At 65.3% G+C, this 26,769-nt stretch carries 23 protein-coding genes and 1 pseudogene; 17 read left to right on the top strand and 7 right to left on the bottom strand.

Features of this window, described 5'->3' with window-relative positions:
• Nucleotides 1–83 precede the first annotated feature (83 nt).
• From AAGA11_01195 to AAGA11_01125, 15 genes are all read left to right on the top strand, one after another.
• Entirely contained in the window at nt 84–1,784 is a 1,701-nt protein-coding gene (locus AAGA11_01195; GenBank protein MEM9601450.1) for an Ig-like domain-containing protein, read from the top strand.
• The gene (locus tag AAGA11_01190; GenBank protein ID MEM9601449.1) at nt 1,781–2,851 is read left to right on the top strand and encodes an OmpA family protein; all 1,071 of its coding nucleotides are present in this window, start codon (nt 1,781–1,783) and stop codon (nt 2,849–2,851) included. Before AAGA11_01195 ends, AAGA11_01190 begins: the two co-directional genes overlap by 4 nt.
• 139 nt (nt 2,852–2,990) lie before the next feature.
• Entirely contained in the window at nt 2,991–3,287 is a 297-nt protein-coding gene (locus tag AAGA11_01185) for an MTH1187 family thiamine-binding protein (GenBank protein MEM9601448.1), read from the top strand.
• Nucleotides 3,284–4,195 (top strand): DMT family transporter, encoded by a 912-nt coding sequence (locus tag AAGA11_01180; GenBank protein ID MEM9601447.1) that lies wholly within the window; start codon nt 3,284–3,286, stop codon nt 4,193–4,195. The genes AAGA11_01185 and AAGA11_01180 overlap by 4 nt, the downstream gene beginning before the upstream one ends.
• Nucleotides 4,196–4,292: 97 nt before the next feature.
• Nucleotides 4,293–5,078 carry a DeoR/GlpR family DNA-binding transcription regulator gene (locus tag AAGA11_01175; protein MEM9601446.1) on the top strand — a complete coding sequence of 262 codons (786 nt, stop codon included), beginning with the start codon at nt 4,293–4,295 and terminating at the stop codon, nt 5,076–5,078.
• A 200-nt stretch (nt 5,079–5,278) separates the two neighbouring features.
• Nucleotides 5,279–6,802 (top strand): glycerol-3-phosphate dehydrogenase, encoded by a 1,524-nt coding sequence (gene glpD / locus AAGA11_01170; protein ID MEM9601445.1) that lies wholly within the window; start codon nt 5,279–5,281, stop codon nt 6,800–6,802.
• Between the two features lie 122 nt (nt 6,803–6,924).
• Nucleotides 6,925–8,418, top strand: coding sequence for a glycerol kinase GlpK (glpK, locus tag AAGA11_01165; protein ID MEM9601444.1), 1,494 nt, complete (start codon nt 6,925–6,927; stop codon nt 8,416–8,418).
• Nucleotides 8,419–8,537: 119 nt separating this feature from the next.
• On the top strand, nt 8,538–8,840 hold the full coding sequence (locus tag AAGA11_01160; protein ID MEM9601443.1) for a hypothetical protein: 303 nt from the start codon (nt 8,538–8,540) through the stop codon (nt 8,838–8,840).
• A gap of 98 nt (nt 8,841–8,938) precedes the next feature.
• Nucleotides 8,939–9,127, top strand: a complete 189-nt coding sequence (locus tag AAGA11_01155) for a hypothetical protein (protein ID MEM9601442.1) — start codon at nt 8,939–8,941, stop codon at nt 9,125–9,127.
• 65 nt (nt 9,128–9,192) lie between these two features.
• Nucleotides 9,193–9,645: a TerB family tellurite resistance protein gene (locus AAGA11_01150; protein MEM9601441.1), complete on the top strand. Its 453-nt coding sequence runs from the start codon at nt 9,193–9,195 to the stop codon at nt 9,643–9,645.
• 124 nt (nt 9,646–9,769) lie between these two features.
• A complete protein-coding gene (locus AAGA11_01145) occupies nt 9,770–10,339 on the top strand; it encodes a YaeQ family protein (protein MEM9601440.1) in 570 nt (189 codons plus the stop codon).
• A 65-nt stretch (nt 10,340–10,404) separates the two neighbouring features.
• Nucleotides 10,405–11,196, top strand: coding sequence for a PhnD/SsuA/transferrin family substrate-binding protein (locus tag AAGA11_01140; GenBank protein ID MEM9601439.1), 792 nt, complete (start codon nt 10,405–10,407; stop codon nt 11,194–11,196).
• A gap of 84 nt (nt 11,197–11,280) precedes the next feature.
• Nucleotides 11,281–12,879, top strand: coding sequence for an FMN-binding glutamate synthase family protein (locus tag AAGA11_01135; protein MEM9601438.1), 1,599 nt, complete (start codon nt 11,281–11,283; stop codon nt 12,877–12,879).
• Nucleotides 12,876–14,528 carry an acetolactate synthase large subunit gene (locus tag AAGA11_01130; GenBank protein ID MEM9601437.1) on the top strand — a complete coding sequence of 551 codons (1,653 nt, stop codon included), beginning with the start codon at nt 12,876–12,878 and terminating at the stop codon, nt 14,526–14,528. Before AAGA11_01135 ends, AAGA11_01130 begins: the two co-directional genes overlap by 4 nt.
• A 91-nt stretch (nt 14,529–14,619) precedes the next feature.
• On the top strand, nt 14,620–15,765 hold the full coding sequence (locus AAGA11_01125) for an NADH:flavin oxidoreductase/NADH oxidase (protein MEM9601436.1): 1,146 nt from the start codon (nt 14,620–14,622) through the stop codon (nt 15,763–15,765).
• A 13-nt stretch (nt 15,766–15,778) separates the two neighbouring features.
• Here AAGA11_01125 and msrA read toward each other — a convergent pair.
• From msrA to fusA, 6 genes and pseudogenes are all read right to left on the bottom strand, one after another.
• A pseudogene (msrA, locus tag AAGA11_01120) lies at nt 15,779–16,369 on the bottom strand (peptide-methionine (S)-S-oxide reductase MsrA).
• 200 nt (nt 16,370–16,569) lie between these two features.
• Nucleotides 16,570–17,562 carry a J domain-containing protein gene (locus AAGA11_01115; protein ID MEM9601435.1) on the bottom strand — a complete coding sequence of 331 codons (993 nt, stop codon included), beginning with the start codon at nt 17,560–17,562 and terminating at the stop codon, nt 16,570–16,572.
• Nucleotides 17,563–17,672: 110 nt separating this feature from the next.
• Nucleotides 17,673–19,610 carry an acetoacetate--CoA ligase gene (locus AAGA11_01110; protein ID MEM9601434.1) on the bottom strand — a complete coding sequence of 646 codons (1,938 nt, stop codon included), beginning with the start codon at nt 19,608–19,610 and terminating at the stop codon, nt 17,673–17,675.
• Between the two features lie 57 nt (nt 19,611–19,667).
• Nucleotides 19,668–20,432 carry a hydroxyacylglutathione hydrolase gene (gene gloB, locus AAGA11_01105; protein MEM9601433.1) on the bottom strand — a complete coding sequence of 255 codons (765 nt, stop codon included), beginning with the start codon at nt 20,430–20,432 and terminating at the stop codon, nt 19,668–19,670.
• Between the two features lie 215 nt (nt 20,433–20,647).
• Nucleotides 20,648–21,613 carry a diguanylate cyclase gene (locus AAGA11_01100; protein ID MEM9601432.1) on the bottom strand — a complete coding sequence of 322 codons (966 nt, stop codon included), beginning with the start codon at nt 21,611–21,613 and terminating at the stop codon, nt 20,648–20,650.
• Between the two features lie 366 nt (nt 21,614–21,979).
• Nucleotides 21,980–24,064, bottom strand: coding sequence for an elongation factor G (gene fusA, locus AAGA11_01095; GenBank protein MEM9601431.1), 2,085 nt, complete (start codon nt 24,062–24,064; stop codon nt 21,980–21,982).
• Nucleotides 24,065–24,566: 502 nt separating this feature from the next.
• On the opposite strand from fusA, the gene AAGA11_01090 reads away from it, so the two are divergent.
• Together AAGA11_01090 and AAGA11_01085 are read left to right on the top strand one after the other, a co-directional pair.
• Entirely contained in the window at nt 24,567–25,337 is a 771-nt protein-coding gene (locus AAGA11_01090) for a MotA/TolQ/ExbB proton channel family protein (GenBank protein ID MEM9601430.1), read from the top strand.
• A complete protein-coding gene (locus AAGA11_01085) occupies nt 25,334–26,059 on the top strand; it encodes an OmpA family protein (GenBank protein MEM9601429.1) in 726 nt (241 codons plus the stop codon). The genes AAGA11_01090 and AAGA11_01085 overlap by 4 nt, the downstream gene beginning before the upstream one ends.
• A gap of 21 nt (nt 26,060–26,080) precedes the next feature.
• Here AAGA11_01085 and AAGA11_01080 read toward each other — a convergent pair whose 3' ends face one another.
• Nucleotides 26,081–26,734 carry an arginine N-succinyltransferase gene (locus AAGA11_01080; GenBank protein ID MEM9601428.1) on the bottom strand — a complete coding sequence of 218 codons (654 nt, stop codon included), beginning with the start codon at nt 26,732–26,734 and terminating at the stop codon, nt 26,081–26,083.
• Nucleotides 26,735–26,769 lie beyond the last annotated feature (35 nt).

Genomic DNA, 26,769 nt, shown 5'->3' with positions numbered 1-26,769 from the left:
GGGCCACTTTGTCGTCGGGGCTCTTCGCTGCAGCCCTGCTGTTTCCCGGAGCTGGAGCCATTGCGGACGGCGAAATCAGCTCCGTGACTGTCACCACCGAAGCGGCCTCGCCGCTGCGTTACACGGCCGACGGCAGCACCTATCTCTGGGGCGTGGCAGACAACCAGATTCTCGAGAGTTTCGCCTACCGCGGCGGCACCTACACCGAGCTGGCGCGTGCCGCCGAGGTACGCCTGCAGCGGGTGGACCTGCCCCAGGCGGTCGGCGAACCCTGTGGTGTGTTTGCCGAGAACACCGGCAACGTCACCGAGCTGCTGCCGGACTACCCGGCCCGCCTCGGCGACACCGGCAACTGCGACATGGGTGCCATGCTCGGCGGGCGCATTGTCAACCGCGGTGCGCTGAACGTGTTCTCGAACGTCGGCCCGGATCCGAAGAATGTCGAGCGCATCGATTACGTTTTCCCGACCGGTCTGGTCGCGCCACTGAGTGCCGAGGCGCTCGCGCGCTCGGGTCACCTCGTCGCCGAGAAACGGGGCAACAACCCGATCAAGGTCGCGGCGATCACAGCGCTGGACACCCGTGGTGAGCCCGCGGCGTACGGCCCGCTGGTGACGGTCGAGGCCGCAGGCTGCCCTCCGGGGCAGGTTTGCTACGGTGTCACACAACTCGAGCACCGCTACTCCTTCCTCCAGAACGCGTCCACCGGGCCCCAGGGCTTCGTGACGTTTCGCGACGGCGCGACCGAGCGCCTGGCGATGGCCCTGGTCACCAGCGACCGTCTGGGTCTCGGCACGGGCCAACGCTACTTCGGTTTCTCCTTCTTCGCCAGCGACGTGGACGCGGCACAGCACGACCTGCTGCGGCCCGACACCTTTCCGCGCGACACCGCAGACACGTTCATTCGCCCGGGCGACGGCGCGGATTTCTACGGCGGTGTTTCGGGCTGGTACGTACAGCAGGGTCTGGCCGACAGTGGGGCCGGCAGTCTGCTCTCGGGCGCGGTCTTTGTCGATCTGAACCAGAACGGCGAGCTCGACACAAACGAGGCCGCCATCGACGGCGCCACGGTGTCGTTGATCGCCGACACCAACGCGAATGGGCTGCACGACCCGGCGTTCGACACGGTCATTGCGTCGACAGAGTCTGCTGGGGACGGGGGCTTCGCATTCGTCGGCGTGCCGCCAGGCGTCTACTTCGTCGAGTTGGACGCGCAGGACCCGGACATTCCGCCTGGCTTGCAATTGCCAGCGGGCTCGAACCCGATTGTGGTGAACGTCACCTCGGGCGATCAGTCCGGGCTGAACTTCACGTTCCTCGCACCGCTCGGTGACGGTACCCGTCCGGTTGCCGTGGCGGACACCGCAACCAGCCCGCAAGACCAGGCCATCATCGTGGCGGTGCTCGCCAACGACATCGACCCGGTGGGCAGCGGCCTGACCCTGGTCAGTGCCAGTGGCGCGCAGAACGGCACGCTCACGCTGGTCGGATCGCAGGTGCAGTACACCCCGAACCCTGGCTTCATCGGCACTGACTCGTTTGTCTACGTGATGCAGGACGGCATCGCTCAGCAGGCGACTGGCACCGTGTCGGTCACGATGCTGCGGTTCAGTGACATCAACAACAACGGCATTGACGACTACATTGAATGCGGGTGCACCGACATCCGCCTGATCGCCGGCGTAGACGGCATCGGCGTCGGTGGTTTCGGCGCCGGCGTTCTGGTGGTTGCGGTGATTGGTGTGCGACTGCGCCGCCGCGCGCAGCTCGGAGACAGGCCATGAAGCAGCGTGCGAACGGAATCGGGACTGCCGCAGCGCTGGTTGCGTTGCTGTTGACGCCGCTGACAAGCGTTGCACAGGACTCGCCCGAAGACCGGAGCTTCGACCGGCGGTGGTACCTCGGCGCGGGCGCGGGCGCGACCCGGCTTGAACCCGAGCCACGCTCGACGTCGATGTCGATCGGGGACAAGAGCAGCACCAGTGGCAGCCTGTTCTTCGGGCGTGACATCAGCAAGCAGTTGAGCGTCGAAGGGCACCTCGCGACCCTCGGCGACGCGGGCGTCAACTTCCTTGGCGCGCCTGTCGGCGAACTCGACTACACGGTCGCGGGCATCAGTGCAATCCGCTACCTCGGCAACACCCGTGGTGCAGACGGCCCCAACACCTTCGACGACGAGGGGCTGTACCGGCGTGAGGGCTTGTCGTTCTACGCGCGCCTCGGCCTCGGTGGCATGCGCAACAGCAGCACAAACAACCTGCTGTACGAGACGCGCAACAACGTGCATGTGATGGGCGGCGTGGGGGCGGAGTACGGCTTCACCAACGGCTTTGCCGTGCGGCTGGAAGCGACCGCCTATGACACCGACGCGCGCGAACTCTCTCTGCGTGTGCTCAAGCGCCTGGGGTCCTCGTCGGCGTACGCGGGATCCGCACTGGCGGCCTTGCCGGCGGTGGTGCCCGTGCCGGCCGCAACGCCGACCCCCGTGCCGGCGCCGACAACGGCGGCGCCGCCGTTGTTCAGTTTTGACAACGTGCTCTTCGCGTTCGACAAGTCCGACATCAACCCGACGTACGCACGCGAACTCGAGAGCCTCGCCCGCGTGCTCAAGGACAATCCGGGTCTTCGGGTCGTGGTCGAGGGCCACACGGACGCCATCGGCAGCGAGGTCTACAACCAGGCCCTGTCTATTCGACGCGCTCGCGCTGTTGTGGACTATCTTTTCTCCATCGGCGTGACGGTTGACCAGCTCGAGGTACGCGGTTTCGGTGAAACCCGTCCAGTTGCTGACAACGCGACCCGCGCCGGACGGGCCCAAAATCGGCGCGTCGACGTTGTAAAACAACAATAGTCGGAACACCGGCGCACCGCGCCCCCTACGCGGTGCAATGCAGGTCGCATTTTTCGACACATCCCAACGCTCTCTCCACGCGTTACACTGCGCGTCCGTCTCAGCCGAGGCGGACGCTTTTTTTTGGAGTTGCCCAGTCATGCACGTGCTCATGGACATTCAAGTCTCGCCCGGGGGAGTCGGAACCTCCGTCTCGCCCTACATTGCCGAGTGCCAACGCATTTTCGAGGCCGCGGGGCTGACCTATCAGCTGCACGGCTACGGCACCAACGTGGAGGGCGAGTGGGACACGGTGCTGGCTGCGGTGAAGCAGTGTCATGAAACGCTGCATGAGTTGGGCGCGGTGCGCATCAGCAGTTACCTCAAGCTTGGCACCCGCGTCGACAAGGCGCAGAGCATGCAGGACAAGATCGACAGCGTCCGAGCGAAGCTCTGAAACGGCTTGCGCACATCGCCCGGCGTGAGCGCTTTGACCCGCCGGGGGTTGCTGCGGCGCTGTGCCTGATGCTGATCCTCGGCGTCAACCAGGTACTGATCAAACTCGTCAATGTCGGGCTGCAACCGGTGTTTCAGGCCGGATTGCGTTCCCTGCTCGCCATCGTACCGGTGGTTCTCCTGGCCCGGTGGTTTGACCGTTCGCTTGCCTTGCCGGCCGCCAGCCGCACCCCCGCGCTGATCTGCGGCCTGCTGTTTTCGGCCGAGTTCCTGCTCATGTTCCTCGCGCTCGATTACACCGCCGTGTCACGCGCGTCGATCCTGTTCTACACACAGCCGGTCTGGGTGGCGCTGGCAGCACACGTGCTGATTCCCGGTGAGCGCCTCGGCAGCGCGCAGGTCGCCGGCCTGTGTCTGGCGCTCGGTGGCGTGGTGCTGGCCCTCGCGGACCCGGTCGCTGCCGCCGATGTCGGGGTGCGCCTGGGGGACATCATGAGTCTGGCGGGTGCCTTGTGCTGGGCCGGCATCGCCATCGTGTTGCGCACCACTGCATTTGATCAGACCGGGCCTGAGATGCAATTGATCGTGCAGCTGGCCATCTCCGCGCTGGTGTTGCTCACGGCCTCACTGTTCTTCGGCCCGTGGGTCCGGGCGTTGACGCTCGCGCACGTCGGCATGATCGGTTTCCAGGTCATCGGTGTCGTGACCCTCGGTTTTCTCGGGTGGTTGTGGCTGGTGCGGATCTACCCGGCGTCCCAACTCGCCGCGTTCAACTTCCTCGTGCCGGTGTTCGGTGTGATAGGCGGTGTGCTCGTGCTGGGCGAACCGCTCAGCTGGCGTGTGATTGTGGCGCTTGCTCTGGTTGTCGCCGGCATTGCCCTGGTGAACCGAGGCGGCGCGCGCCGGTGAAACCGTTGTGCAGCCCGACCGGCGTGGGTGCTGTTGCAACCCGACTCGCCCGGGTCGACTGTGCCACACTGCGCGCTGGCTCCTCGGACGCGGCCCTGTGACTCCCCTCAACAACCGTCAGCTCGATATCCTGAAACAGGCACGGGAGCACGGGCGTGTGTGGGTTGACGAGCTGGTTCGGCAGTACGCCGTCACCCCGCAAACCGTGCGACGTGACCTCACGTTGCTCTGCGACCAGCGACACCTGGCGCGAACACACGGTGGGGCCATTCTCGCAGGCGGGTCGATGAACCTCGGCTACGGCGCGCGTCGCTTGCTTGCGCAGCAGGAGAAGGCGGCCATTGGCGCGCACGTCGCGCGTGAGGTGCCGGATGGGTCCAGCCTGTTCATCAACCTCGGCACCACCACCGAAGCGGTTGCGGGCGCGCTCTGCGCGCACGGTGGACTCATGGTGGTGACCAACAACCTCAACGTGGCCAACATTCTGGCGGACGGCAGCGATGCGGACGTCATCGTCGCCGGGGGCCAGTTGCGTCGCAGCGACGGGGGTCTGGTGGGTGAGGCGACCGCCGATTTCGTCCGCCAGTTCAAGGTCGATATCGGCATTATCGGCGCCTCGGCGATCGACCCCGATGGCTCGTTTCTCGACTACGACTACCGCGAGGTGCGCGTTGCGCAGGCGATCATGGCCAACGCACGGCGTGTCTTTCTGGTTGCGGACCACAGCAAGTTGGCGCGCGGTGCACCCGTGCGGATCGGTCACCTGGCAGACGTCGATGCGTTTTTCACCGACGCTGCGCTCAGCCCGGCACTGGTGGCCGACTGCCGGTCCTGGCAAACCACAGTGCACATCTGCGTGGCCGACGGCCCCGCTGAGCCCTGATTCCCCGAGTCTGACGCCGGGTGCGGCACCGGGGTTGGCGCGTCAGCCCGCGTGACGTCCGTGGCGCGCTGATGTTGGCGTTCGATCCCTGCGTGCAGCTCGGCCAAAACGGCCGGCTTTCTGCTTGACTAAATCGAAAATAAAAAGAACAATAAACGAATATTTCGAACATATACGAACATTCAACAGGACAAAGCAACATGGCGGTCACGGTCGATCTCGCGGTGATTGGGGGCGGTGTCAACGGGTGCGGCATTGCGCGCGATGCGGCCGGTCGGGGCCTGTCGGTCTACCTTTGCGAGAAGGGCGATCTCGCCAGCGGCACCTCGTCCACCAGCACGAAAATGATCCACGGCGGTCTGCGCTACCTCGAGCACTGTGCGTTCAGGTTGGTCCGCGAATCGCTGATCGAACGCGAGATCCTCTGGCGCGCGGCGCCGCACATCGCCGAGCCGTTGCGCATCGTGCTCCCGCACCACACGGGGCTCCGTCCGGCGTGGCTCATCCGGCTCGGCCTGTGGCTCTACGATCACATCGGTGGCCGCAAGCTCCTGCCACCGACCGCTTCGGTGGATCTCGGCTCCGACCCTGTTGGCGCGCCGCTCGTAGCCGGCTTCACACGGGCCTTCGAGTACTCGGATTGCTGGGTCGACGATGCGCGCCTGGTGGCGCTCAATGCGGTGCATGCAGCAGAGCTCGGCGCCCGTGTCGAAACCCGCACCGAAGCCGTTGCGCTGCGCTGTGAAGCGGGGATCTGGCACCTCACCGTGCGTGCTGCTGACGGCAGCACACAGGACATCACCGCACGCGCTGTGGTGAACGCAGCGGGCCCCTGGGTGGCACGGGTGCTCAAAGGCACCGCGCAGCGCGAATCCCGGTCGAGCGTGCGCCTGGTGCGCGGCAGCCACATTGTCGTGCCGCGACTGCACCACGACCCACGGGGTTTCCTGTTTCAGAACGCTGACGGGCGCGTGATGTTCGTGCTGCCCTACGAGGACGACTTCAGCCTGATCGGCACGACGGACATCGACCACGCCGGCGACCCGGACGGGGTTGCGGTCGAAGAAGATGAAGTGGCCTACCTGTGTGACGCCGTGAGCGCGTACCTCAAGACACCGGTGTCACCAGACGACGTCGTGCACAGCTTCGCCGGGTTGCGGCCGCTCTACGACGACGGCAGCAGCGCTGCGCAAGAGGCCACCCGTGACTACGTGTTCGAACTCGATACCGACGCGGGTGCGCCCTTGCTCAGCATCTTCGGTGGCAAGATCACGACGTATCGGCGGCTGTCACTCGAGGCGATCGAACGGCTGGCGCCCCACCTGGGCGCCCTGGGTGCACCGTGGACCCAGGACACACCGCTGCCCGGCGGTGACTTCCCGGTGCGTGGGCGTGCTGCGCTGACCGCCGCTGCGGTCAACCGCTACAGCGATCTGGACCCCGGCATCGTCGCCCGCTTGATTCGGCAGTACGGCACCCGCATTCACCGTCTGCTCGACGGCGTCAGCGCGCCGGAGGGGCTCGGCCGGGATTTCGGCCACGGTTTGTACCAGGTCGAAGTGGACTACCTGCTCGACACGGAGTTCGCGACGACTGCAGACGACATTCTCTGGCGGCGCACCAAGCTCGGTTTGCGGTTCGAAACCGACCAGGTGCACGCGCTCGCGGCGTACTGTGCGCGCCGATCGGCATGCGCACCCGAGCGTGTGCGGGCGGCGAGCTGAGCGGTTCGGCACCGTGAGCACAGGGGCGCTGCCATCAGGCGTCGGGTCACGGTAGGCTTGCGTTGACGGCGAGGGCGCGCAGACACCCCGCGCCGCCGAATTCACGACACCCGGAGACAGCCATGGGCTCACTGATTTTGGCCATTGACCAGGGCACGACGTCGAGTCGTGCCATCGTGTTCGACGCAGACTTGCGCGCACGCGGTTCGGGTCAGCAGGAATTCGACCAGCATTACCCCGCCTCCGGCTGGGTCGAACACGAGCCCGAAGACCTCTGGCAAACGGTGTTGGCCACCTGCCGGGCTGCCATGGCCGATGCCGGCGTGAGCGTTGACGATATCGCGGCCATCGGCATCACCAACCAGCGCGAAACGACACTGGTGTGGAACCGCCACACCGGTGAGCCGATTCACCGCGCGATCGTCTGGCAGGACCGGCGCACCTCCGACTGGTGCGCTGCACAGAAGGCCGAGGGTGTCGAGGCCGATGTCACGGCGCGGACCGGCCTGTTGCTCGACCCCTACTTTTCAGCGACCAAGGTCGCCTGGCTGCTGGACAACGTCGACGGTGCGCGTGCCGCTGCGGCGCAGGGCGATCTGTTGTTTGGTACCGTGGACAGCTACCTGATCTGGCGGCTGACTGGCGGCGCAGTGCACGCGACCGACGCGACCAACGCCAGCCGCACCATGCTCTACAACATCCACACCGGCGACTGGGACGACGAACTGCTGCAAGTGTTCTCGGTCCCGCGCAGCATGCTGCCGGAGGTGCGCGATTGCGCTGGCGATTTCGGCACAACGCAAGCCGAGCACTTCGGCCGGCCGCTGCCCGTACTGGGTGTTGCCGGCGATCAACAGGCCGCCACCATCGGACAGGCCTGTTTTGAGCCCGGCATGCTGAAGTCGACCTACGGCACGGGCTGTTTTGCCTTGCTGAACACCGGCGGCACGGCGGTGGCTTCCAGCAACCGCCTGCTGACCACTGTGGCCTACCAGTTTGACGGGGTGCCGACCTATGCGCTGGAAGGCGCCATCTTCGTGGCGGGGGCCGCCGTGCAGTGGTTGCGTGACGGCCTTGGTCTGATCGGGTCGGCGAGCGAGTCCGGCGAGCTCGCGCGCGCCGCAGACGCATCGCAGTCCGTCTACCTCGTGCCGGCTTTCACCGGTCTCGGCGCCCCGTGGTGGGACGCGGACGCGCGCGGTGCCCTGATCGGACTGAACCGCAACACCGGCCCGGCTGAACTGGCCCAGGCCACGTTGCGCTCGGTGGGCTACCAGACGCGGGACCTGCTGGACGCGATGCGCGGGGATTGGGAGGGTGCTGGCGACACCGTGCTGCGGGTGGACGGTGGCATGTGCGCATCGGACTGGACGATGCAGTTTCTCGCCGATGTGCTTGACGCGCCCGTGGACCGACCGGCACAGATGGAGACCACGGCAGTCGGCGCGGCCTGGCTGGCCGGGCGCGCCGCGGGCCTCTGCGCTGCCCCCGACGCCGTTGCCGAGCGCTGGCGTGCCGAACGGCGCTTCACGCCGGCAATGCCGGCCGCGGAGCGCGAAGCCCTGTACGCCGGGTGGCGGGATGCGGTTGCTCGGACGCTGTCGGACCGTACCTGATCACCGTTTCGGTGACACAGTGCCGGATCTCATTCGTGTCGGTATTTGACTGCTATATTCAGGTCAGTCGGTTGTGACAGACCTGTAACGCAACCCGGTTGCCGACACGGAGAGATCCGATGCAGCGATTTCTTGCGCTGGCCTGCGTGGCGCACACCCCCGCCGCGCTGGCGAGTGACCCCCACCTGCCGTTCTGGCACCTCAGTGCGCACGGCGACAGCATCGTCCTGATCTGCCTCGGGCTCTGGATTGTGCGACGTCAGTGCATGAAGGCCCTCTACCCGGAAACACCGAAACGCAACCGCCGCGGCGCGGGGGCGGGGGGGTTGATGGGCAGCAGGCAGGCCACACCGCGTCCGCTCCTCGCGGCGCAGCTTGCGTCGTTTCGAAGCTGGGTTCGCAGCCAGTTCCACACGCGCTGAACGGCTACGCCGGGCCACCCTCGGTACCGGAAGACTACCGGTTGCGCTGATCCACAGCGCCACGTAGAGTAAAAGCGACCCGTGCTCTGGCCGTCGTAATGCCCCGTCGACTTCTCGCCGTTTTCGCCCTGCTGGCCCTGTCCGGGTCCGTGTTCGCGGCGGCGGCTGCGCCTGCAAGCGGCTTGCTGGTCGGCGCCCTGAGTATCGCCGTGGCTGTGGTGTGGTTCGGTATTCGCCAGCTCGCCGATCAGCTCCATCGGCGCAAATCGCGCAACAGCCGCCGCTGAGGGGCGTTGCAGCGGCGCTCTGCCGGGGCAACGGTCCCGTGCAATGCACCCCAAACGGCTCACCCATGATCAACAAGCTCACCGACTGGTGGCACAACGCCACCGCCGCGTCAACGGACGACCCTGACCCCGAACATGCCGTGCGCCGTGCCACAGCGGCCCTGATGATTGAGATCAGCCGCAGCGACACCGAGATCGCTGAGAGCGAGCGGGCCAAGATCGCCGCACTCGTTCAGGCGCGTTTCGCGCTCAGCGACGCGGCGCTCGACACCCTCGTGGGCGAAGCCGACGACGCGGTGGAGAACGCGGTGTCCTTGGTTGAATTCAGCCGGGTGCTCGTTGACGAACTCGATACCGAGGCGCGCGGTCGGGTGGTCGACCTGCTCTGGGAGGTCGCGCTGGCGGACGGGTCGATCGACCGTTACGAGGATTACTACATCCGCAAGATCGCCGACCTGTTGTATGTGTCGCACGCGCGTTTCATCCAGGGCAAGCTGCGCGCCACGGGCGAGGGCTGAGCGCGATCGCTGTCGGCACCGCCCGGCTGCCCCCAGCTCGTTGGTGTTCACATGTTGGTCTGGTATTCGCTAGGGCCTATGCCGTACCGGGGCGCCGTGCGCCCTGCCAGGCGGTGTCAGCACAGTGAACGGAACGGACTTCATACGACTGGACCTGCAGCTCCACGATGTCGACGACCGGCGCTCGGGCCGGCGTGTGGTGCGGTGCAGTTGGCCGCACGGCGCAACGGCGGAGGACATGGCGCTGCGTGTGTTGGCGTCCTGTTCGCTTGCGGGTGAGCGCTGTGTGGTGCCCGCCGGCATGCGCTCGGGGCCACGGCCGGACGTTGCGCACATGGCGAACTGTGGCAGCGTGGCCCGCTGGACGTGCATCGAACCCGACGCCGTGACACCGGTGCTTCACGCCGCTCGCCACGCCTCAGACGTGCTGGTGCTCTTTCGCACACCGGAGCGGGCCTGGCGGTGGTGGCGGGGTGCCCAGCGCCGCCTGTGCCGCGTGCCCGGCTTGTCGGTCGAGGCGGTGAGCAACGGCGGGCTCCCGAGTCTGGCGAGCCACCTCGAGGCGCGCATGGCGGCGCACTGCACGCTGGACGGCAACGCCTGCGTGTTGTGCCTCGCGAACGATGTGGTGTCGATCGAAACGCACACGCTCCACGACTCGGTGACCGCACCGACCCTGGCCATGAGGGCATAGTCCGCCCGGCACAGGTATGCTGCAGCGTCGCGCCCGACCGGGCCGCCGCGTTGGAGTGAAGCAACATGTCGGAACTGGTGTCCTTGCCGATGTACGATTGGCCGGAGCTGCGGGATCCCATCGATGCGTTGTACGGCCGTCTGCGTCACGCACTGCGCTCGGCGGGTTTCGACGCGCCCGCCACACTGAACCGTGTCGATGAGAATCTGACCGTGTGGCGATCGAATGCGCTGTTGTTGTCCCAGACCTGTGGCTTGCCGTACGTCACGGCCTTGCGGGACCACGTCACGTTGATAGGAACTCCGCGGTTCGCTGTCCGCGGATGCGATAACGGACACTACGCCAGCGCGATCGTGGTTCGCCACGACACCGGCGGCGACGGGGCAAACGACGTGCGCGGTCTGCGCGCGGTCGTCAACGGACCCGATTCCCAATCGGGCTTCGCCGCGTTGAATCACGTGGTCCTGCGCGCGGGCGGTGGCACCGACTTCTTCGCCTCGTGCGCCGTGAGCGGCAGCCACCGCGCGTCTGCAGCAGCCGTCGCGCGCGGCGAAGCCGACGTCTGTGCCATCGACCCGGTCTCCTGGCAACTAATACAAGACTGGGATAGCGAGGTTGCCGCGCGCCTGCGCGTGATCACCTGGAGCGATCGGGTGCCGGCGCTGCCGTTGGTCACCGCACACACCCGCAGTGACGATGACTGCGCGTTGTTGGCGGCGGCGGTGCGCCGCGTGTTCGAGGATCCCGAGAGCCGCGACAGCCTGTACCTCAACGGCCTCGAACCCCTCGTGGACGCCGACTACGACATTATCGCCACCGACTGGGATACCCAGCGTCAACGGGGCCTCATCGCCTGACCTGTGCACGTGGATGCCCTGACTGGTCGGGCTTTCACGTTCTCGCGTACACTTTTCGCGAATTCGGAACGTCGGGGTGCTGCGATGGGCAAAACGGTATTCACGGGGCTGTCCGTGGTGGCGGCGCTCGCGGCTCTGCTGGCCGTGTTCTGGTTGCCGGCGCTGTGGTTGACCGCGCTGTGCCTCGCACTGCTCCTGGTTGCCCACCACGACTACCACCAGACCGGCCACGCGCTGTGGCGCAACTTCCCGGTGCTCGGCCGTGGCCGCTGGGTCATGGAGTTCTTGCGGCCGTTCTTTCGTCAGTACTTCGGTGAGTCCGACACTGACGGTGCGCCGGTCAACCGCATCTTCCGCTCGGTCGTCTACCAGCGTGCCAAGGGCGCACGTGACACCACGCCACTCGGCACCCGCTTCGACACCTACCGAGAAGGCTACGAGTGGATTGCCCATTCGCTCAGCGCGGCACACGGACCGGACATCGCCGACATGCGCGTGCAGATCGGTGGTCCGGCATGCACCCAACCCTACCGCGCGAGTGTCATGAACATCTCGGCGATGAGCTACGGCTCGCTGAGCGAGAACGCGGTGCGTGCGTTGAACGGCGGGGCGGCGAAAGGCGGATTCGCACACAACACCGGGGAGGGTGGGATCAGCCCGTTTCACCTGGAGCCCGGTGGCGACCTGATCTGGCAGATCGGCACCGGTTACTTTGGCGCACGCACGGTTGACGGCGCTTTCGACCCCGAGGCGTTCGCGGCCAACGCGCAGCGCGACACCGTACGCATGATCGAAATCAAGTTGTCGCAAGGGGCCAAGCCCGGCCACGGCGGCATTCTGCCGGCAGCCAAGAACACCGCCGAAATCGCCCGCATTCGGGGCGTCGAGGCCGGCACCTCGGTGCTGTCTCCCCCGGGGCATTCGGCCTTCGATTCCCCCGAATCGATGATGCACTTCGTGGCCGAGCTGCGTCGCTTGTCGGGCGGCAAACCCGTCGGTATCAAACTCTGCATCGGCGAGCCGGCCGAGTTCGTCAACCTGTGCGCCGCCATGCGTGACACCGGCACTGCGCCCGACTTCGTGACAGTCGACGGCGGCGAGGGCGGCACCGGTGCGGCGCCGCTCGAGTTCTCCAACTCGGTGGGTATGCCGGTGCGAGACGCGCTGGCCCTGGTGCACGATTGCCTTGTCGGGTACGGCTTGCGTGACCAGGTGCGGGTGATCGCGTCCGGCAAGGTCTTCTCGGCCTTCCATGCCGTGCGACTGCTGTGCCTCGGCGCCGATGCCGTGAACAGCGCGCGCGCGATGATGCTCGCACTTGGTTGTGTGCAGTCGCTGATCTGCAACACCAACGAGTGCCCCACGGGCATTGCAACACAGGACCCACACCTCACGCGCGGCCTCGATGTCGCAGACAAGGCCGAGCGCATTGCGCGCTACCACAGCGCCACCGTGAAAGCGATGTCCGAGCTGATTGGCGCAGCCGGTCTCAGCAGCACCGCGCAGTTGCACCGTGCGCACCTGTTCAGGCGGGTCGATCAGCACGCTGTCAGCCGGTACAGTGACATCTACCCGCCGGTGGAGCCGGGCAGCTTCCTCGACGGCCGCGCGCCCGAGCTGTACCGGGCGATGGTCGAACAGGCTACACCCCACACCTACTTCGCCGAGGCTGCAACGGCATGAGTACCACAACGCAAAGGGCGGCCGACCTCCTGGTTCGCGCGCTGGAAGCCGAGGGCGTCGAATACCTGTTCGCGGTGCCCGGCGAAGAAAACCTCGACGTGCTCGATGCACTGCACGGGTCGTCGATCGAGCTGGTGCTGACGCGCCACGAGCAGGGTGCCGGTTTCATGGCCGCGACGTACGGCCGGCTGACCGGCAAGCCCGGCGTGTGCATGGCGACGCTCGGACCGGGGGCCACCAACCTCGTGACACCGGCCGCCTACGCCCAGCTCGGTGGCTTCCCGTTGGTGGTAATCACGGGTCAGAAACCGATCCTGCACTCCAAACAGGGTCAATTCCAGATTGTCGACGTGGTCTCTCTGTTCGACCCGATCAGCAAGTTTGCCCGTCAGATTGTGCACGGCAGCAGTGTGCCGGCACTGGTGCGCGAGGCCTTCAGGCGCGCCGAGGAAGAGCGCCCCGGCGCCGTCCTGCTTGAACTGCCCGAAGACATTGCGGCAGAAACCACCGACGATGCCGTGTTCCGCGCGAGTGACCGGCGTTACGCAACCGCCTCGGCGGACGTGATTGCCCGTGCCGCCGAGGCAATCAAAGCCGCAGAGCGGCCACTGTTGTTGGTCGGTGCCGGGGCAAACCGCAAACACGCGCGCCAGGCACTGCGGGATTTCGTCGCGCACACCGGTATGCCGTTCTTCACCACGCAGATGGGCAAGGGCGTGATCGACGAACGCAACCCGCTGTGCCTGGGCACGGCGGCCCTGTCCGACGGCGACTACCTGCACTGCGCAATCGACCGCGCCGATCTGATTGTCAACGTCGGCCACGACGTGGTGGAGAAACCGCCGTTCTTCATGCAGCACGGTGGCAAGACGGTCGTTCACATCAACTACTGTTCGGCGCAGGTCGACGCGGTGTATTTCCCGCAGATCGAGGTCGTGGGCGACTTGCAAACCGCCGTCGAGGACCTCGCGGTGGCGCTAGGGCCGCTGTCGCACGACACAAGCTATTTCGATCGTGTGCGCGCCGAAGTGGAATCGCACGTGCTCGAGGGCACCGCCGCCGACCGCTTCCCGATGATTCCCCAGCGCGTGGTTGCGGACCTGCGCGCGTTGATGGGCAACACCGACATGGTGGCGCTCGACAACGGCATCTACAAGATCTGGTTTGCGCGGAACTACAAGGCCTACGCGCCCAACACCGTGCTGCTGGACAACGCACTCGCGACCATGGGGGCGGGCTTGCCATCTGCGATGATGGCTGCGCTGCTCTACCCTGAGCGACGCGTGATTGCGGTCTGCGGTGACGGTGGCTTCATGATGAATTCGCAGGAGCTCGAAACCGCGATACGACTGAAACTGAGCCTCGTCGTGATCGTGCTGAACGACAACGCCTACGGCATGATTCGCTGGAAACAGCGCGCGGCGGGTTTGCACGATTGGGGGCTGGCTTTCAATAACCCGGATTTCGTGCGTTACGCCGAGAGCTACGGCGCGCACGGGCACCGCGTGTCGGCTGCGGCAGAGCTTGTGCCCACGGTTGAGGCAGCACTCGAGCAGGGCGGAGTGCACCTGATCGATGTGCCTGTGGACTATAGCGAAAACCAGCGCGTGCTGGTTGACGAACTCAGCGCCAAGGCCTGCCTACTCTAGCCGCGTCGGCGGCCCCAACGGAGGGTGTGGTTCTGTGTTCGCCGCGCAAAAGCCGGTATTCTCCCGGCTTTGCCTGTATCCAGTGACCCGCATGAGCTCGCTTTTCAGTCCCATCACCGTTCGCGGTACCACGTTCCCCAACCGTGTCGCGGTGTCACCGCTGTGTATGTACTCCGCGATAGACGGCCTGGCGCAGCCCTTTCACTTTGCGCACTTGAGTACCTTTGCTCGGGGCAAGGCGGGCCTGGTATTCGCCGAAGCGACTGCGATCGAGCCTGCAGGCCGGATCACGCCGGCGTGCCTTGGCATCTGGTCAGATGAACACGCGGCTGCCCTCAAGCCGGTCACGGCCTTCATCGAATCGATGGGCTGTGTCCCGGGCATCCAGTTGGCTCACGCTGGCCGCAAGGCGGCGTGCACGCCGCCCTTCGCCGGCGGCGGCAAGCCGTTGGATGCCGCCGACCCGCACGCCTGGCCGGTTGTCGGCCCGGGCGTCGAACCGGTTGGTCCGGGGTTCCAGGCACCCCGGCAACTGTCAGAGGCCGATATCGACGGCTTGGTCGCAGCCTTCGCCGACGCGGCCGCGCGGTCGCTGGACGTCGGCTTCAAGGTGATCGAGGTGCACGGTGCGCACGGCTACCTGTTGCACAGCTTTCTCTCGCCGCTCTCCAACACGCGCAACGACCAGTACGGCGGCGACCTCGAGGGCCGTATGCGATTCCCGCTGGCGGTGTGCGACGCCGTGCGAAAGCGGATTGGCGAAGAGGTACCGTTGTTCTTCCGTGTGTCAGCCGTGGACGGCCGCGAGGGCGGGTGGACACTCGACGATTCGGTCCAGCTCGCTCAGGCACTCCAAACCGTCGGCGTCGACGTGGTCGACTGCTCGTCCGGTGGCATCGCCGGCGCGCCGCGTTTTCGCCAGACTGACGACAACAAGCCGCTGGACAAGCATTCAGCACGTCAGCCGGGGTTCCAGGTGCCCTACGCTGAGCGCATCCGCGAGGAGGTGGGTATGCAGACGATGGCGGTCGGTGTGATCATCGACGCCGCCCAGGCCGAGGAGATCGTGTCCACCGGTCGGGCCGATTTCGTTGCGCTCGGGCGCGAAATCATGCATAACCCGTTCTGGCCGCTGCACGCGGCACATGCACTCGGTGCCGACCCGGACTTTGCACTGTGGCCACCGCAATACGGTTGGGCGGTGGACCGGCGCGATCAGATCTTGCGGCAGGTGTGACGCCGGGCGCTCGGTGCGTGACGCGGTCGCCCCAGATCGCTTGCAGGCGTGCATCGCGGCCGCAGCGGTAGCGGTAGAACTGGTAGCGCACCGAGTGGTTCTTGTAGTAATCCTGGTGGTAGCTCTCTTTCCCGGCGATCGGGAAGAATTCCGCGCGAGGGAGAATCTGAGTCACCACGGTCTGGTTGCTGAATTCGTCGGCGACGGCCTGTCTGGAGGCTTCCGCGGCGGCTGATTCGCTGTCGTCACCGACAAAGATCGCCGCCCGGTACTCGTGCCCCTTGTCGCAGAACTGGCCACGGTCGTCGAAGGGGTCGATGTTGACCCAGTAGTGGTCCAGCAGGCCCTGGTAGTCGATTTTCTCCGGGTCGTAGGTGACAAGCACCGCCTCGTAGTGGCCGTCGTGAGCGCCCTGGTAGGTGGGTTGTGGGTGCGTGCCGCCGGTGAAACCGGAGACCACATCGACCACGCCGTCGAGTTTCTCGAAATCCGACTCCATGCACCAGAAGCATCCGCCGGCGAAGATCGCCGTGGGCAGGGCGGGGGTGTTTGCCGATACCGAGCCGATACCGAGCAGGCAGAGCGTCAGGATCAATGCGCGCATTGTGTTGGTCTCCGAATGGGCCCGCTGCGAGTGCGTCTGCCCGGGTGATCAGGTCGGGGTGTGGTCTCACACCCTTGTCACTGTGATGCATGCTGTCGATCGGGGTTCAGTTGACCGGTGCAACTGCGTGGTACCCCCTACGGGCTGATGCGCTGTAGCGGAGCGAACAGGGTTTGCAACGCCGCCCTGCGCTGGCAGCGTCAGGCTGTGGCGCGCACGAAGGTGCCCTGATCGGAGTCGAACTCGGCTGACAGAAAGCGGCCACCGTAGGCATAGCCCTGCGGCGTGGTGTTTCCGTGAGTCAATTCGACGACGGCACAGACACCGTCTGCGTCGAGCCGCACCACAGTGGCGTGGTGCAGCACCGACGCGCTTTCGAACGAGACCCCGACCGGCGACATGTCGACGACGGTGGCGGGCGTGCGACGGGGCGGCCAGCCGACGCTAATGGTGGCGTGCGTCGGCCGGTGCAGTCGGCTGGCCTGACGACGGCGCCGGGTGTCCTGCAGCTCAGGCGGCGGCGTGAGCGGGCTGTCGCAACGGCTGCAACGTGGGGCCGGTGTGGACGGGATGCGCAACGGTGACAGGGCGCAGTAGGGGCAGGCCGGTGCGGCTTTGTTCGCTTCCTGCGCCGCCTGGGCGGCTCGCACGGCCTCGGCGTGTACCCGTGTGTCCTGCTCCAGGGCGCGCAGTGCACCGTGGTGGCTGTGGGCCGCGAGCAGCTCGAGGTAGCGCGCGCGGGTCGTCGGGTCGGCGAGGGTGGTGTGCGCGCGTTCGATCAGGGCGGCGTTGCGCGCTTGGGCGGGCGTGTTCGCGGCCCAGGATCGCGCCGCGTTGAGCAACGCGGTCTCGGCGTCGAGTTGGAGCATCAGGACCCGCGCGTAGTGGCGGCGGTTGATGTTGCCGTGCCGCGCGGTGGCTGCGTGCGCGGCGTACGTGGACACTGGCCCGGTGCCGATCGAGGCCGGGAAGAGGCCACGTTCGACGAGCGCACGGTTCTCTCGCGCCCGTTCGGTCGGGTCCATCAGTCGGCGGTAGGCCTGGTTGATCAAGCTCGCCTGGTCGGTGTCGCCACCGAGGTCGGGGTGAAACCGAAGCTGTTGCATCAAGGTGCGGTAGATGCGCGTGATCAGCGCGGGTGGGGCTTCAGGTTGAATGCGCAGCAATCGATAGCTGTTGCGTCGGTTGTCCATGCACGGTCGTGAGGCGGCGGATTGTCAGCCGCTAGCGGCGCCCGCCCGTGCGCGCTGAAGTCAGATCCGACCGCAAAACGTGGCGCTGTGTCCGTTTTGCGAACCCTGTCTCACTCCTGGAGTTCAGGCAGGTTCCGGTAGAGCTCGAGCGCCTCGGGATTGGCGAGTGCGTGGACGTTTTGAATCGGTCGGTTATGGACCACGTCGCGGACCGCAAGCTCGGTGATCTTGCCTGATTTCGTCCGCGGGATGTCGTCGACGGCCAACACGATGGCCGGGACGTGCCGGGGCGACGCACCCGTGCGAATGACCGACTTCACCTCGGCGATCAGCGCTTCGGTCAGGCTGTTGCCCTCGGCGAGGCGAACGAACAGCACGAGACGGGTGTCCGCGTCCCAGTCCTGACCGATCACGAGTGCCTCAACGATCTCCGGCACGCGTTCGACCTGCTCGTAGATCTCGGCCGTCCCGATCCGCACACCGCCGGGGTTCAGCGTGGCATCGGATCGCCCGTAGAAGACCATGCCGCCGTTTTCGGTCAACGTCACGTAGTCGCCGTGGTGCCAGACATTGTCAAACCGCTCGAAGTAGGCCGCGTGGTAGCGGCTGCCGTCGCTGTCCCGCCAGAAACCGGTGGGCATCGACGGGTGGGCGTTGACGCACACGAGCTCACCAGGTTCGCCGACCAGCGGCGCGCCTGTGGCGTCGAAGACCTGCACATCAAGGCCGAGTGCGCGTTTCTGACACTCGCCCCGAAACACCGGTCCGATCGGGTTGCCGGCGAGAAAGCAACCAACGATGTCGGTGCCGCCTGCGACAGACGACAAACACACGTCGGCCTTCCAGTTCTCGTAGACATAGTCGAAAGCGTCCGGCGCGAGCGGTGATCCGGTGGAAAAAACGGCGCGCAAGGCGCTGAAATCACGTCCGCTGGCCGGGGAGATATCGGCTTTGCTGCACGCGTCGAGGTATTTGGCTGAGGTGCCGAAATGGGTGACACCTTCGTTCGCCACGAGATCGGCAAGCCGATACCCGTTCGGGTAGAAGGGGTTGCCATCGAACAACACCAGCGTCACACCCGAGGCGAGTGCGCTGGTGAGCCAATTCCACATCATCCAGCCGCAGGTGGTGAAATAGAACAGCCTGTCACCCGGTTTCAGGTCACAGTGAAGCTGATGTTCCTTGACGTGCTGGAGCAGCGTGCCACCGACACTGTGGACGATGCACTTCGGCTTGCCGGTGGTGCCAGAGGAAAACAGGATGTACAACGGGGCGGCGAACGCGACCCGGGTGTATTCCAACGGCGCCTCCGCGTAGGGCGCGACGAAAGCGTCCATCGACAGGGCGTCGTCGTCCTCGAGTGACAGCGGTGCGTCGAGCTGCTGGACCACGACGAGCTTCTGCACCGTGGGCAGAGCGCGTCTGAGCTCCAGTGCGTTGTCCAGTGTGGTGAAGGTCTTGCCGTTGTATTGGTAGCCGTCACAACACAACAGCAGTTTGGGTTCGATCTGGCCGAAACGGTCCAGCACCCCACTGACGCCGAAATCCGGTGAACAGGACGACCAGACGGCGCCGAGGCTGGTCGCCGCCAACATGCCAACCACGGCGTCCACCGAGTTCGGCAAAATGGCTGCGACCCGGTCACCCGTCTCGATACCCTCGGCGCGCATGGCTTGTTGCAAGCGTGACACGCGCTCGGCCAGTTTCGCCCGGCTCAGCTGCCAGTGTTTGCCGTCCTCCGACACGCTGATCAGGGCGGGGTCGGAGCCGTCACCTGCAAGCAGGTTTTCGGCAAAGTTCAGGTTGCTGTCAGGGAAGAATCGGCAGTCCTTGAGGTGCGCCCCCTGCTTGATCACGGTGTCACCGGCTTCGCCGATGATGCCGCAGTGGGTCCACACGGATTGCCAGAAGGACTCCGGTTGCTCGATTGAGTAGCGGTGCAAGCGGTCGTAGTCCAGCGGATCGTCCAGACCCACACGGGCCGCAAACGCGGCCAGGTTGGTTGTCTCAATCCGGTCTTGGCTGGGGCGCCAGAGTGGGTCGTTCATCGCAGTGTTCGCTGTGTTTCCGGTCCGCCGGGTCGTCGTCAAGGCCGAGGTGTCGCCTCAGCCGCGCAGTTCACGCACCCGGGTGAACACATCCAAATCGCTCGCCGAGGTCATGTCAAGCGTCGCGCGGATCTCCTGGGAGTCGGGGCGGAGAAACGGGTTGGTTTCCAGTTCCTGCTGCAGGCTTGTCGGCACTGTGGGCTGACCTGCGGCGTGCAGCGCCCGCGCCGTCTCCATGCGCTCGACCAGGGCTGCATTACCCGGTTCCCATTGCAAGGCGTGCTCGCCGTTTTCAACGGTGTATTCGTGCCCGACGTACACGGTGGTGTCGCCGGGAAGCGCTCGGATTTTCTGCAGGCTGCTCCACATGTCTGCCGGGCTGCCTTCGAACAGCTTGCCACAGCCCAACGAAAAGAGCGTGTCACCTGCGAACAACACGCGGGCGTCCGGCAGGTAGTACACAATGTGGCCCAGCGTGTGTCCGGGCGTGTCGACGACGGTTACGGCGTGGCCGTACAGGTCAAACGTGTCACCCTCGGCCACCTGCCGGGTCAGTCCGTCGATCTTGTCGGCCTCGGCACGTGGCCCGATTACCTCGCAGCCGAACCGCTCGTACAGGCTGGCGATGCCCTCGACGTGGTCGTAGTGGTGGTGGGTGATCAGCAGTGTGTCGAGCCGCCACCCTCGCTGGTCCAGCGTGGCGTGCATGGCCTCGGCCTCGGGTGCGTCGACGGCCGCGGTCCGTCCGCTCACCGCATCGTGAACGAACACACAGAAGTTGTCGTCTCGCGCACCGATCTGGACAAATTCGAGCTCAGACAAGTCGCTGCTCTCTCGCGTGGGTCTGGCGGCAGTTTATCGACAAACCCCGCCCAGTTGAACCGGCGGTCTCGCGGTCGCTGTGGCATGCGTCACACGCCAGCGTGTGCCCGGGGTGGGGCGTGTGGGAGAGGGTCGGACGGCGCGCGATCGCACTCGATCGGCGCAATGGGCCTGCGGTGGGCAGTGTGTCGTGCGGAGCTGCGGGTGGTGCGGGCTCAGGCGGCCTTGTCTGCGCCGTCCGGACTGTTGGCCGTGCCCACGCGGTTGCGGCCGTTCTGTTTGGCCTCGTACAACGCGTCGTCGGCACGCTTGATCAGCTCGTTCATGTTCGGCGCGTCGACGCACTCCTCGGCGACGCCGAAGCTGGCGGTCACCACCCCGGAGCTCGCCAGAACGTGCTCCATGGCGAGGTTTTCCACGGCGCTGCGCATGTGCTCGGCCGCGACGGCACCGCCGTCTACACCCACTTCGGGGAGGATCACGAGGAACTCCTCGCCGCCATACCGGTAGACGCTGTCGGCACTGCGCACCGCAGACTTCAGCGCGTTGGCGACTGCGACCAGAGCGTCGTCGCCCATCTGATGGCCGTAGTGGTCGTTGTACTTCTTGAAGTTGTCCACGTCGACCAGGGCGACCGAGAACGGGCGTTTGTAGCGACGCGCCCGCTCGGTGATCTTCATCAGCTCTTCGTCCATGGATCGCCGGTTGCCGATACCCAGCATCGGGTCGACGCGGGTGAGTTCCATCAGGCGCTGATTGACTTCGTGCAATTCGATGGTGCGCTCGGTGACAGCCAACTCGAGGTTGTCTTTCTGAAACTCGAGGTCTTGCGCATGCGCGCGCAGCAGGTCGGATTGGGTTGCGACGCCGGCCAGGCGACCTTCGTCGTCGACGATGACCATACGGCGGATGCGTTTCGCGTGAGCAAGCTCAACGGCTTCGTTGCAGCTGGCGTTGACGTGCAGGGTGATCAGACCGGGTGACATCACCTCGCGCAGCTCCGGCGCGTCGTCGTCGCGCAGCAACTGGGCCGCGAGTCGGGTCATGTCCCGTTCGGTGATCACGGCGATCGGGTGTTCGTCTTCCACGACCACGATGCAGGACAGTCGGGATTCGTGCATCTTGCTCGCGACGTCGAAGAGGGGGGCATCGGGCGAGACCGTCGCCACCGACGCGGTCATGAAATCTTTTATCGGTAAACTGCTCACGTGCCCAGCCATGGTCTGCTTGCGAGATAGGTGAGTTAGCGACACAACTTCCCGATTGTTGAACGTTGATTCCACGTATTGCCTGAATTTCACACTTATTAATGCAGCTGCACGGTGTGTGTGTGGACCGGATTGCGCGTCTTACCATCCGTGAACGTATGAAAAATCCCGGGGTCCGAATGACCCGGAGCTGTGCGGGCGGTCAGCTCTGCTCCTCGTCCGTTCGCCGTACCCGCCCTCGCGGTGTGTTCGAGTGCAAAAAAAGCCGGCCCGTGAGGGGCCGGCTTGGCGGGGCGTCCGCACGAGATCGGACGCCGTCCCGGGTGACAAAACCCGCCGTCAACCGTTGGCGCGCCGTTCCTTGGTCTCGGCTATCACGGCCTCGGCGACGTTTGCCGGGCACTGTGCGTAGTGCGAGAACTCCATGGAGAACTGGCCACGACCCGAGGTCATGGTACGCAGGTCGCCGATGTAGCCGAACATCTCGGACAGCGGCGCTTTCGCCTTGATGCGCACGCCCGTTGGGCCGGCGTCCTGGCCTTCGATCATGCCGCGACGGCGGTTGAGGTCACCGATCACGTCGCCGACGTGGTCATCCGGGGTGAACACGTCGACCTTCATGATCGGCTCGATCAGTTGCGGCGAGGCCTTGGGCAGTGACTGGCGGTAGGCACCCTTGGCGGCGATCTCGAAGGCAATCGCGGACGAGTCGACCGCGTGGTACGCGCCATCCATCAGTGTGACCTTGACGTCCAGACACGGGAAACCAGCGAGGACGCCTTCGACCAGACTGGTCTCGAAGCCTTTCTCGATCGCCGGCCAGAATTCGCGTGGCACGTTACCGCCGGTCACTTTGGACTCGAAGGTGAAGCCGCTGCCGGTCTCGCCCGCCTCGATGACGTAGTCGATCTTGCCGAACTGGCCTGAGCCACCGGTCTGCTTCTTGTGGGTGTAGCTGTCTTCAATGCGTCCGGTAATCGTTTCGCGGTAGGCCACCTGCGGCTTGCCCACCTCGACGTCGATACCGTGCGTGCGCTTGAGGATGTCCACTTTGATGTCGAGGTGGAGCTCCCCCATGCCCTTGATGATGGTCTCGCCGGAATCCTCGTCGGTCTCGACGCGGAACGACGGGTCTTCCTGGACCATCTTGCCGATCGCGACACCGAGCTTTTCGGCGCCGGACTTGTCTTTGGGCGCGATCGCAACCGAAATCACGGGATCCGGGAAGACCATCGGCTCGAGGGTGGCCGGGTTCTTCTGGTCCGCCAGTGTGTGACCGGTCTGCACGTTCTTCATACCGACAATGGCGACGATATCACCCGCCTGTGCGGAATCGATCTCTTCGCGGTTGTCCGCGTGCATCAGCACCATGCGGCCGATGCGCTCGGTCTTGCCGGTGAAGGTGTTGAGGACGGTGTCACCCTTGTTGATCTTGCCCGAGTACACCCGGGTAAAGGTCAGTGCGCCGAAGCGGTCGTCCATGATTTTGAACGCGAGCGCTCGCAGCGGACGGTCGGGGTCCACGATTGCGAATTCACCGGTCTCGGTGCCTTCCATGTCGACTTCAGGCTGCGGGTTGACCTCGATCGGGTTGGGCAGGTAATCCACCACGGCGTCGAGGATCAGTTGCACGCCCTTGTTCTTGAACGCCGAACCGCAGTAGGTCGGGAAGAACATGAGCTCGCGCGTACCCTTGCGGATGCAGGCCTTGATGCCCTCGATGCTCGGCTCCTCGCCCTCGAGGTACTGCTCCATGAGGTCGTCGTCGGCTTCGAGTGCGGTCTCGATCAGCTGCTCGCGGTAGGCGGCGGCGTCGTCCACCATGTCGGCCGGGATATCCTCGACGGTGTACTTTGTCGGGTCGCCGGAATCGTCCCAGATGTAGGCTTTCTGGCTCAGCAGATCGACCACACCCGTGAAGTTGTCTTCGATGCCGATCGGCAAGGTCATGACCAGCGGGCGCGCCGCGAGCACGTCCTCGACCTGCTTGACGACACGGTAGAAGTCGGCGCCCATGCGGTCGAGCTTGTTCACGAAGATCAGGCGCGCGACCTTTGATTCGTTCGCGTACCGCCAATTAGTCTCGGACTGGGGCTCAACGCCACCCGAGCCGCAGAACACGCCGATGCCACCGTCGAGCACCTTGAGCGAGCGGTAGACCTCGATGGTGAAGTCGACGTGCCCCGGGGTGTCGATGATGTTCAGGCGGTGATCGTCCCAGAACGTTGTGGTCGCAGCGGACTGGATCGTGATGCCACGTTCCTGCTCCTGCTCCATGAAGTCGGTCGTCGCCGCACCGTCGTGCACCTCGCCGATCTTGTGGATCTTGCCGGTGAGTTTGAGGATGCGCTCGGTGGTGGTCGTCTTGCCGGCGTCCACGTGCGCAAAAATGCCGATGTTGCGGTATTTGCTGAGGTCGGTCATGGGAATGTCGGAGCCAAAATGTGTAGGGTGGTTCGGGCACTGGCAGCACCAGCGCGTGTTTCGTTCGCGTTTCCGGACGGGCATGCGCTGCCGGAGACCCAAACAACACACGGCCCACTGAAGTGAGCCGTGCGCGATTCGGTCAGTGACAGCGCGCGACGGTCGTCACGGCGTCGTCCAGTCAGTCAGCCTGAACTGGGAAATCCTCCCATTATAACAGTGTGAGGCTGCTGTGTGGGAGTCAGAGTACCGGTTGGACCGCAGTTCGGCCCCTCGCTGCCCCCGCGGGGGTGAGCCGAATTGCCGTGAACATGCGGGCGGCTGACGCAAATGCAACGTTGCGGGGGGCTTCTTGCCCCCCGGGCGGCATCCGATCAACTGCGTCCGGCGGACCGCCGACAGTAACGCCCCACTAATCAAGGGGATACGGGCGCAGTTTGTCTTGGCGTCAGTTTTGCTGTTGGAAGGCCATGCCAGACTGTCTGCCACTGTGCCGCCGCCGATGATCACCGACCTTTTCTCTGCCGTGATTGGGCAGCTGCTCAGTTTCAACCTCGCCGGCCAGTTCCTGTGGCTGATTGCACTGTCCTTTATCGCCTTCTGTTGGGTGCTCTGGCGTCATGGGCCGTCGCACCGGCTGGTCACGGCCGCGCCCAGCCTGCTGATTTCCCTCGGTATGCTCGGCACCTTTGCCGGCATCGTCATCGGCCTCGACGAAGTGGGCAATGCGGACGTGCAGGGTGAGCTCAGCGGTCTGCTCGGTGGCATCGGCGCCGCCTTTCACTCGAGTCTCGCCGGCATGGGCCTGTCGATTCTCTATCGATTGTTGGTGGCGTTGCGTCCGACTCGGGAGGACCGTGTCCAGCACGGTGACGACCTTGCGGAGCGGCTCGTCGCCGAAACCGCCAACCTCGGCAAGTACCTTCGCCAAGCCAACCTCGATGGACGGGAACACAGCGAATACCTGATTGCGCTGACCAACGCCATCGCCGATCGCAGTGACGATGACAACGTCCTCGGGCGCCTGGCACACCTCGAGGCCAGTCAACGGCAAGTGGGCGCCGACATGCTTGACGCACTCGAGCAGATGCAACTCAGCCTCGCCCTGCGTGGCAGTGCGCAACCGGGTTCGTCCGACAACGTCGGCACCAACGAGCGTCACGCCTTCGAAAGAGAGCTGCGTTCGCACCTGGGTGACATCCAGAGCCGGCTCGATCAACTGCCGGCGCAGCCCGATGCCGAGTTGGGCGCGAACGCCGGCACCGGGCCATGAGCTCGCTGGCGCTGTTCGGTCGCGAGCGCAGGCGCTCGGATGCGGGCACCGAATGGCTGTCCGTTGCCGATCTGATGGCTGGCCTGATGCTCGCGTTCCTGCTGATCTCGGTGTTGCTGACGCAGCAGGCGTTGTCGCAGCGGGATACCGTGAACAGCCTTGCCGAGGAGTACCGGGACGGTCACGCGGCCCTGGCCGGCGCGCTTGACCGTGAGTTCAGTGAGCAACTCAAGGCCTGGAATGCACGCTTTGACAATGAAACCCTGACGCTGAGTTTCGATACGCCCGAAGTCGCCTTTGCCCCGGGCGGGAGTGAAATCAGCGACAGCTACCAACGGGTGCTTGCGGATTTTTTCCCGCGTTACCTCGATGTGATACTGCAGCATCGGCACCTCGTCGATGAGTTGCGGATCGAAGGCCACACCAGCAGCCGGTGGGCCGAGGGCACCGACCCGGCGATCGCGTACTTCAACAACATGGCTCTGTCACAGGCCCGTGCTCGGGCCGTGCTCAACCACGTGTTCTTCCTGTCGACCGTGCGCACCGAGCGCGATTGGATGTCGGACAAGGTTGTGGCTGTCGGGATGTCGTCTGCGCGGCCGGTTCTCGGGCCGGACGGACTCGAGGACTTTTCCTTGTCGCGGCGCGTGAGTTTCCGTGTTATCACCAACTCCGACGCGCAATTGCGCCGGATCATCGAGCGCGCTGCGGCCGGTCGTTGAAGGCGGGTCCCGGCAGTTGATTCACTCTCGGAGCGTCAACGACAGGGCTCCCTCGCGCACCTCGATGTGATCGATGCCCGCGGCAAACTGCTTCCAGAACCCGTCCTCGCCACCGAACTGGTCGACCAGGTCGACGTTCTTGACATTGCCAAGCCAGGCATTGGGGATCGGTACACCCCAGACGCTTGCGCCGCGTAGGATGACCCGCGGCTGGTCGTTTTCGTAGCTGATCGAGAGGCCGGCGCTGGCCTTGAGTACCTTGCCACCAAGGAACGGGAAATCCGGGTCGAGCGGCACACGCAACCGGGCACTGATCAGATCGTCCGCAAGGTCGAGTGCAAGGCGTTCGGCGGCGTCGGTGTTGCGTGCAACGAGCGCGTTCAGTTCACGCTCGCTGAGTGAGACGGTGCGATTGTCGGGGTCCTCCGAGTACGGTTGCGGGCTGAAGTCGCCGTCGTCGGGTGCGGCCAATTCCCCGAGCCCCACGGCTTGCAGTTTGGTGCTGAGCACCTGCCGTTCGTCGTCGTCCAGCACGACCGGCGTGAACCGGTTACCGAAAATCTGGCTGTTGATCACCCAGATCGTGCCGACCACGGTCACGCACACCGTGAGGACCACAATGCCGAGTATGCCGAGGCAGCCGATACCGCTGCGTTCACTGTCTTGCTGCTGCATGCTGCCCTCCCCGTTGACGCCGGCAGTATAGCCTC

Source organism: Pseudomonadota bacterium (genome assembly GCA_039196715.1).
Taxonomy (GTDB): Bacteria; Pseudomonadota; Gammaproteobacteria; order CALCKW01; family CALCKW01; genus CALCKW01.
The sequence above is the reverse complement of the archived record's forward strand: the minus strand, read 5'-3'. Positions and strand labels throughout refer to the sequence as shown.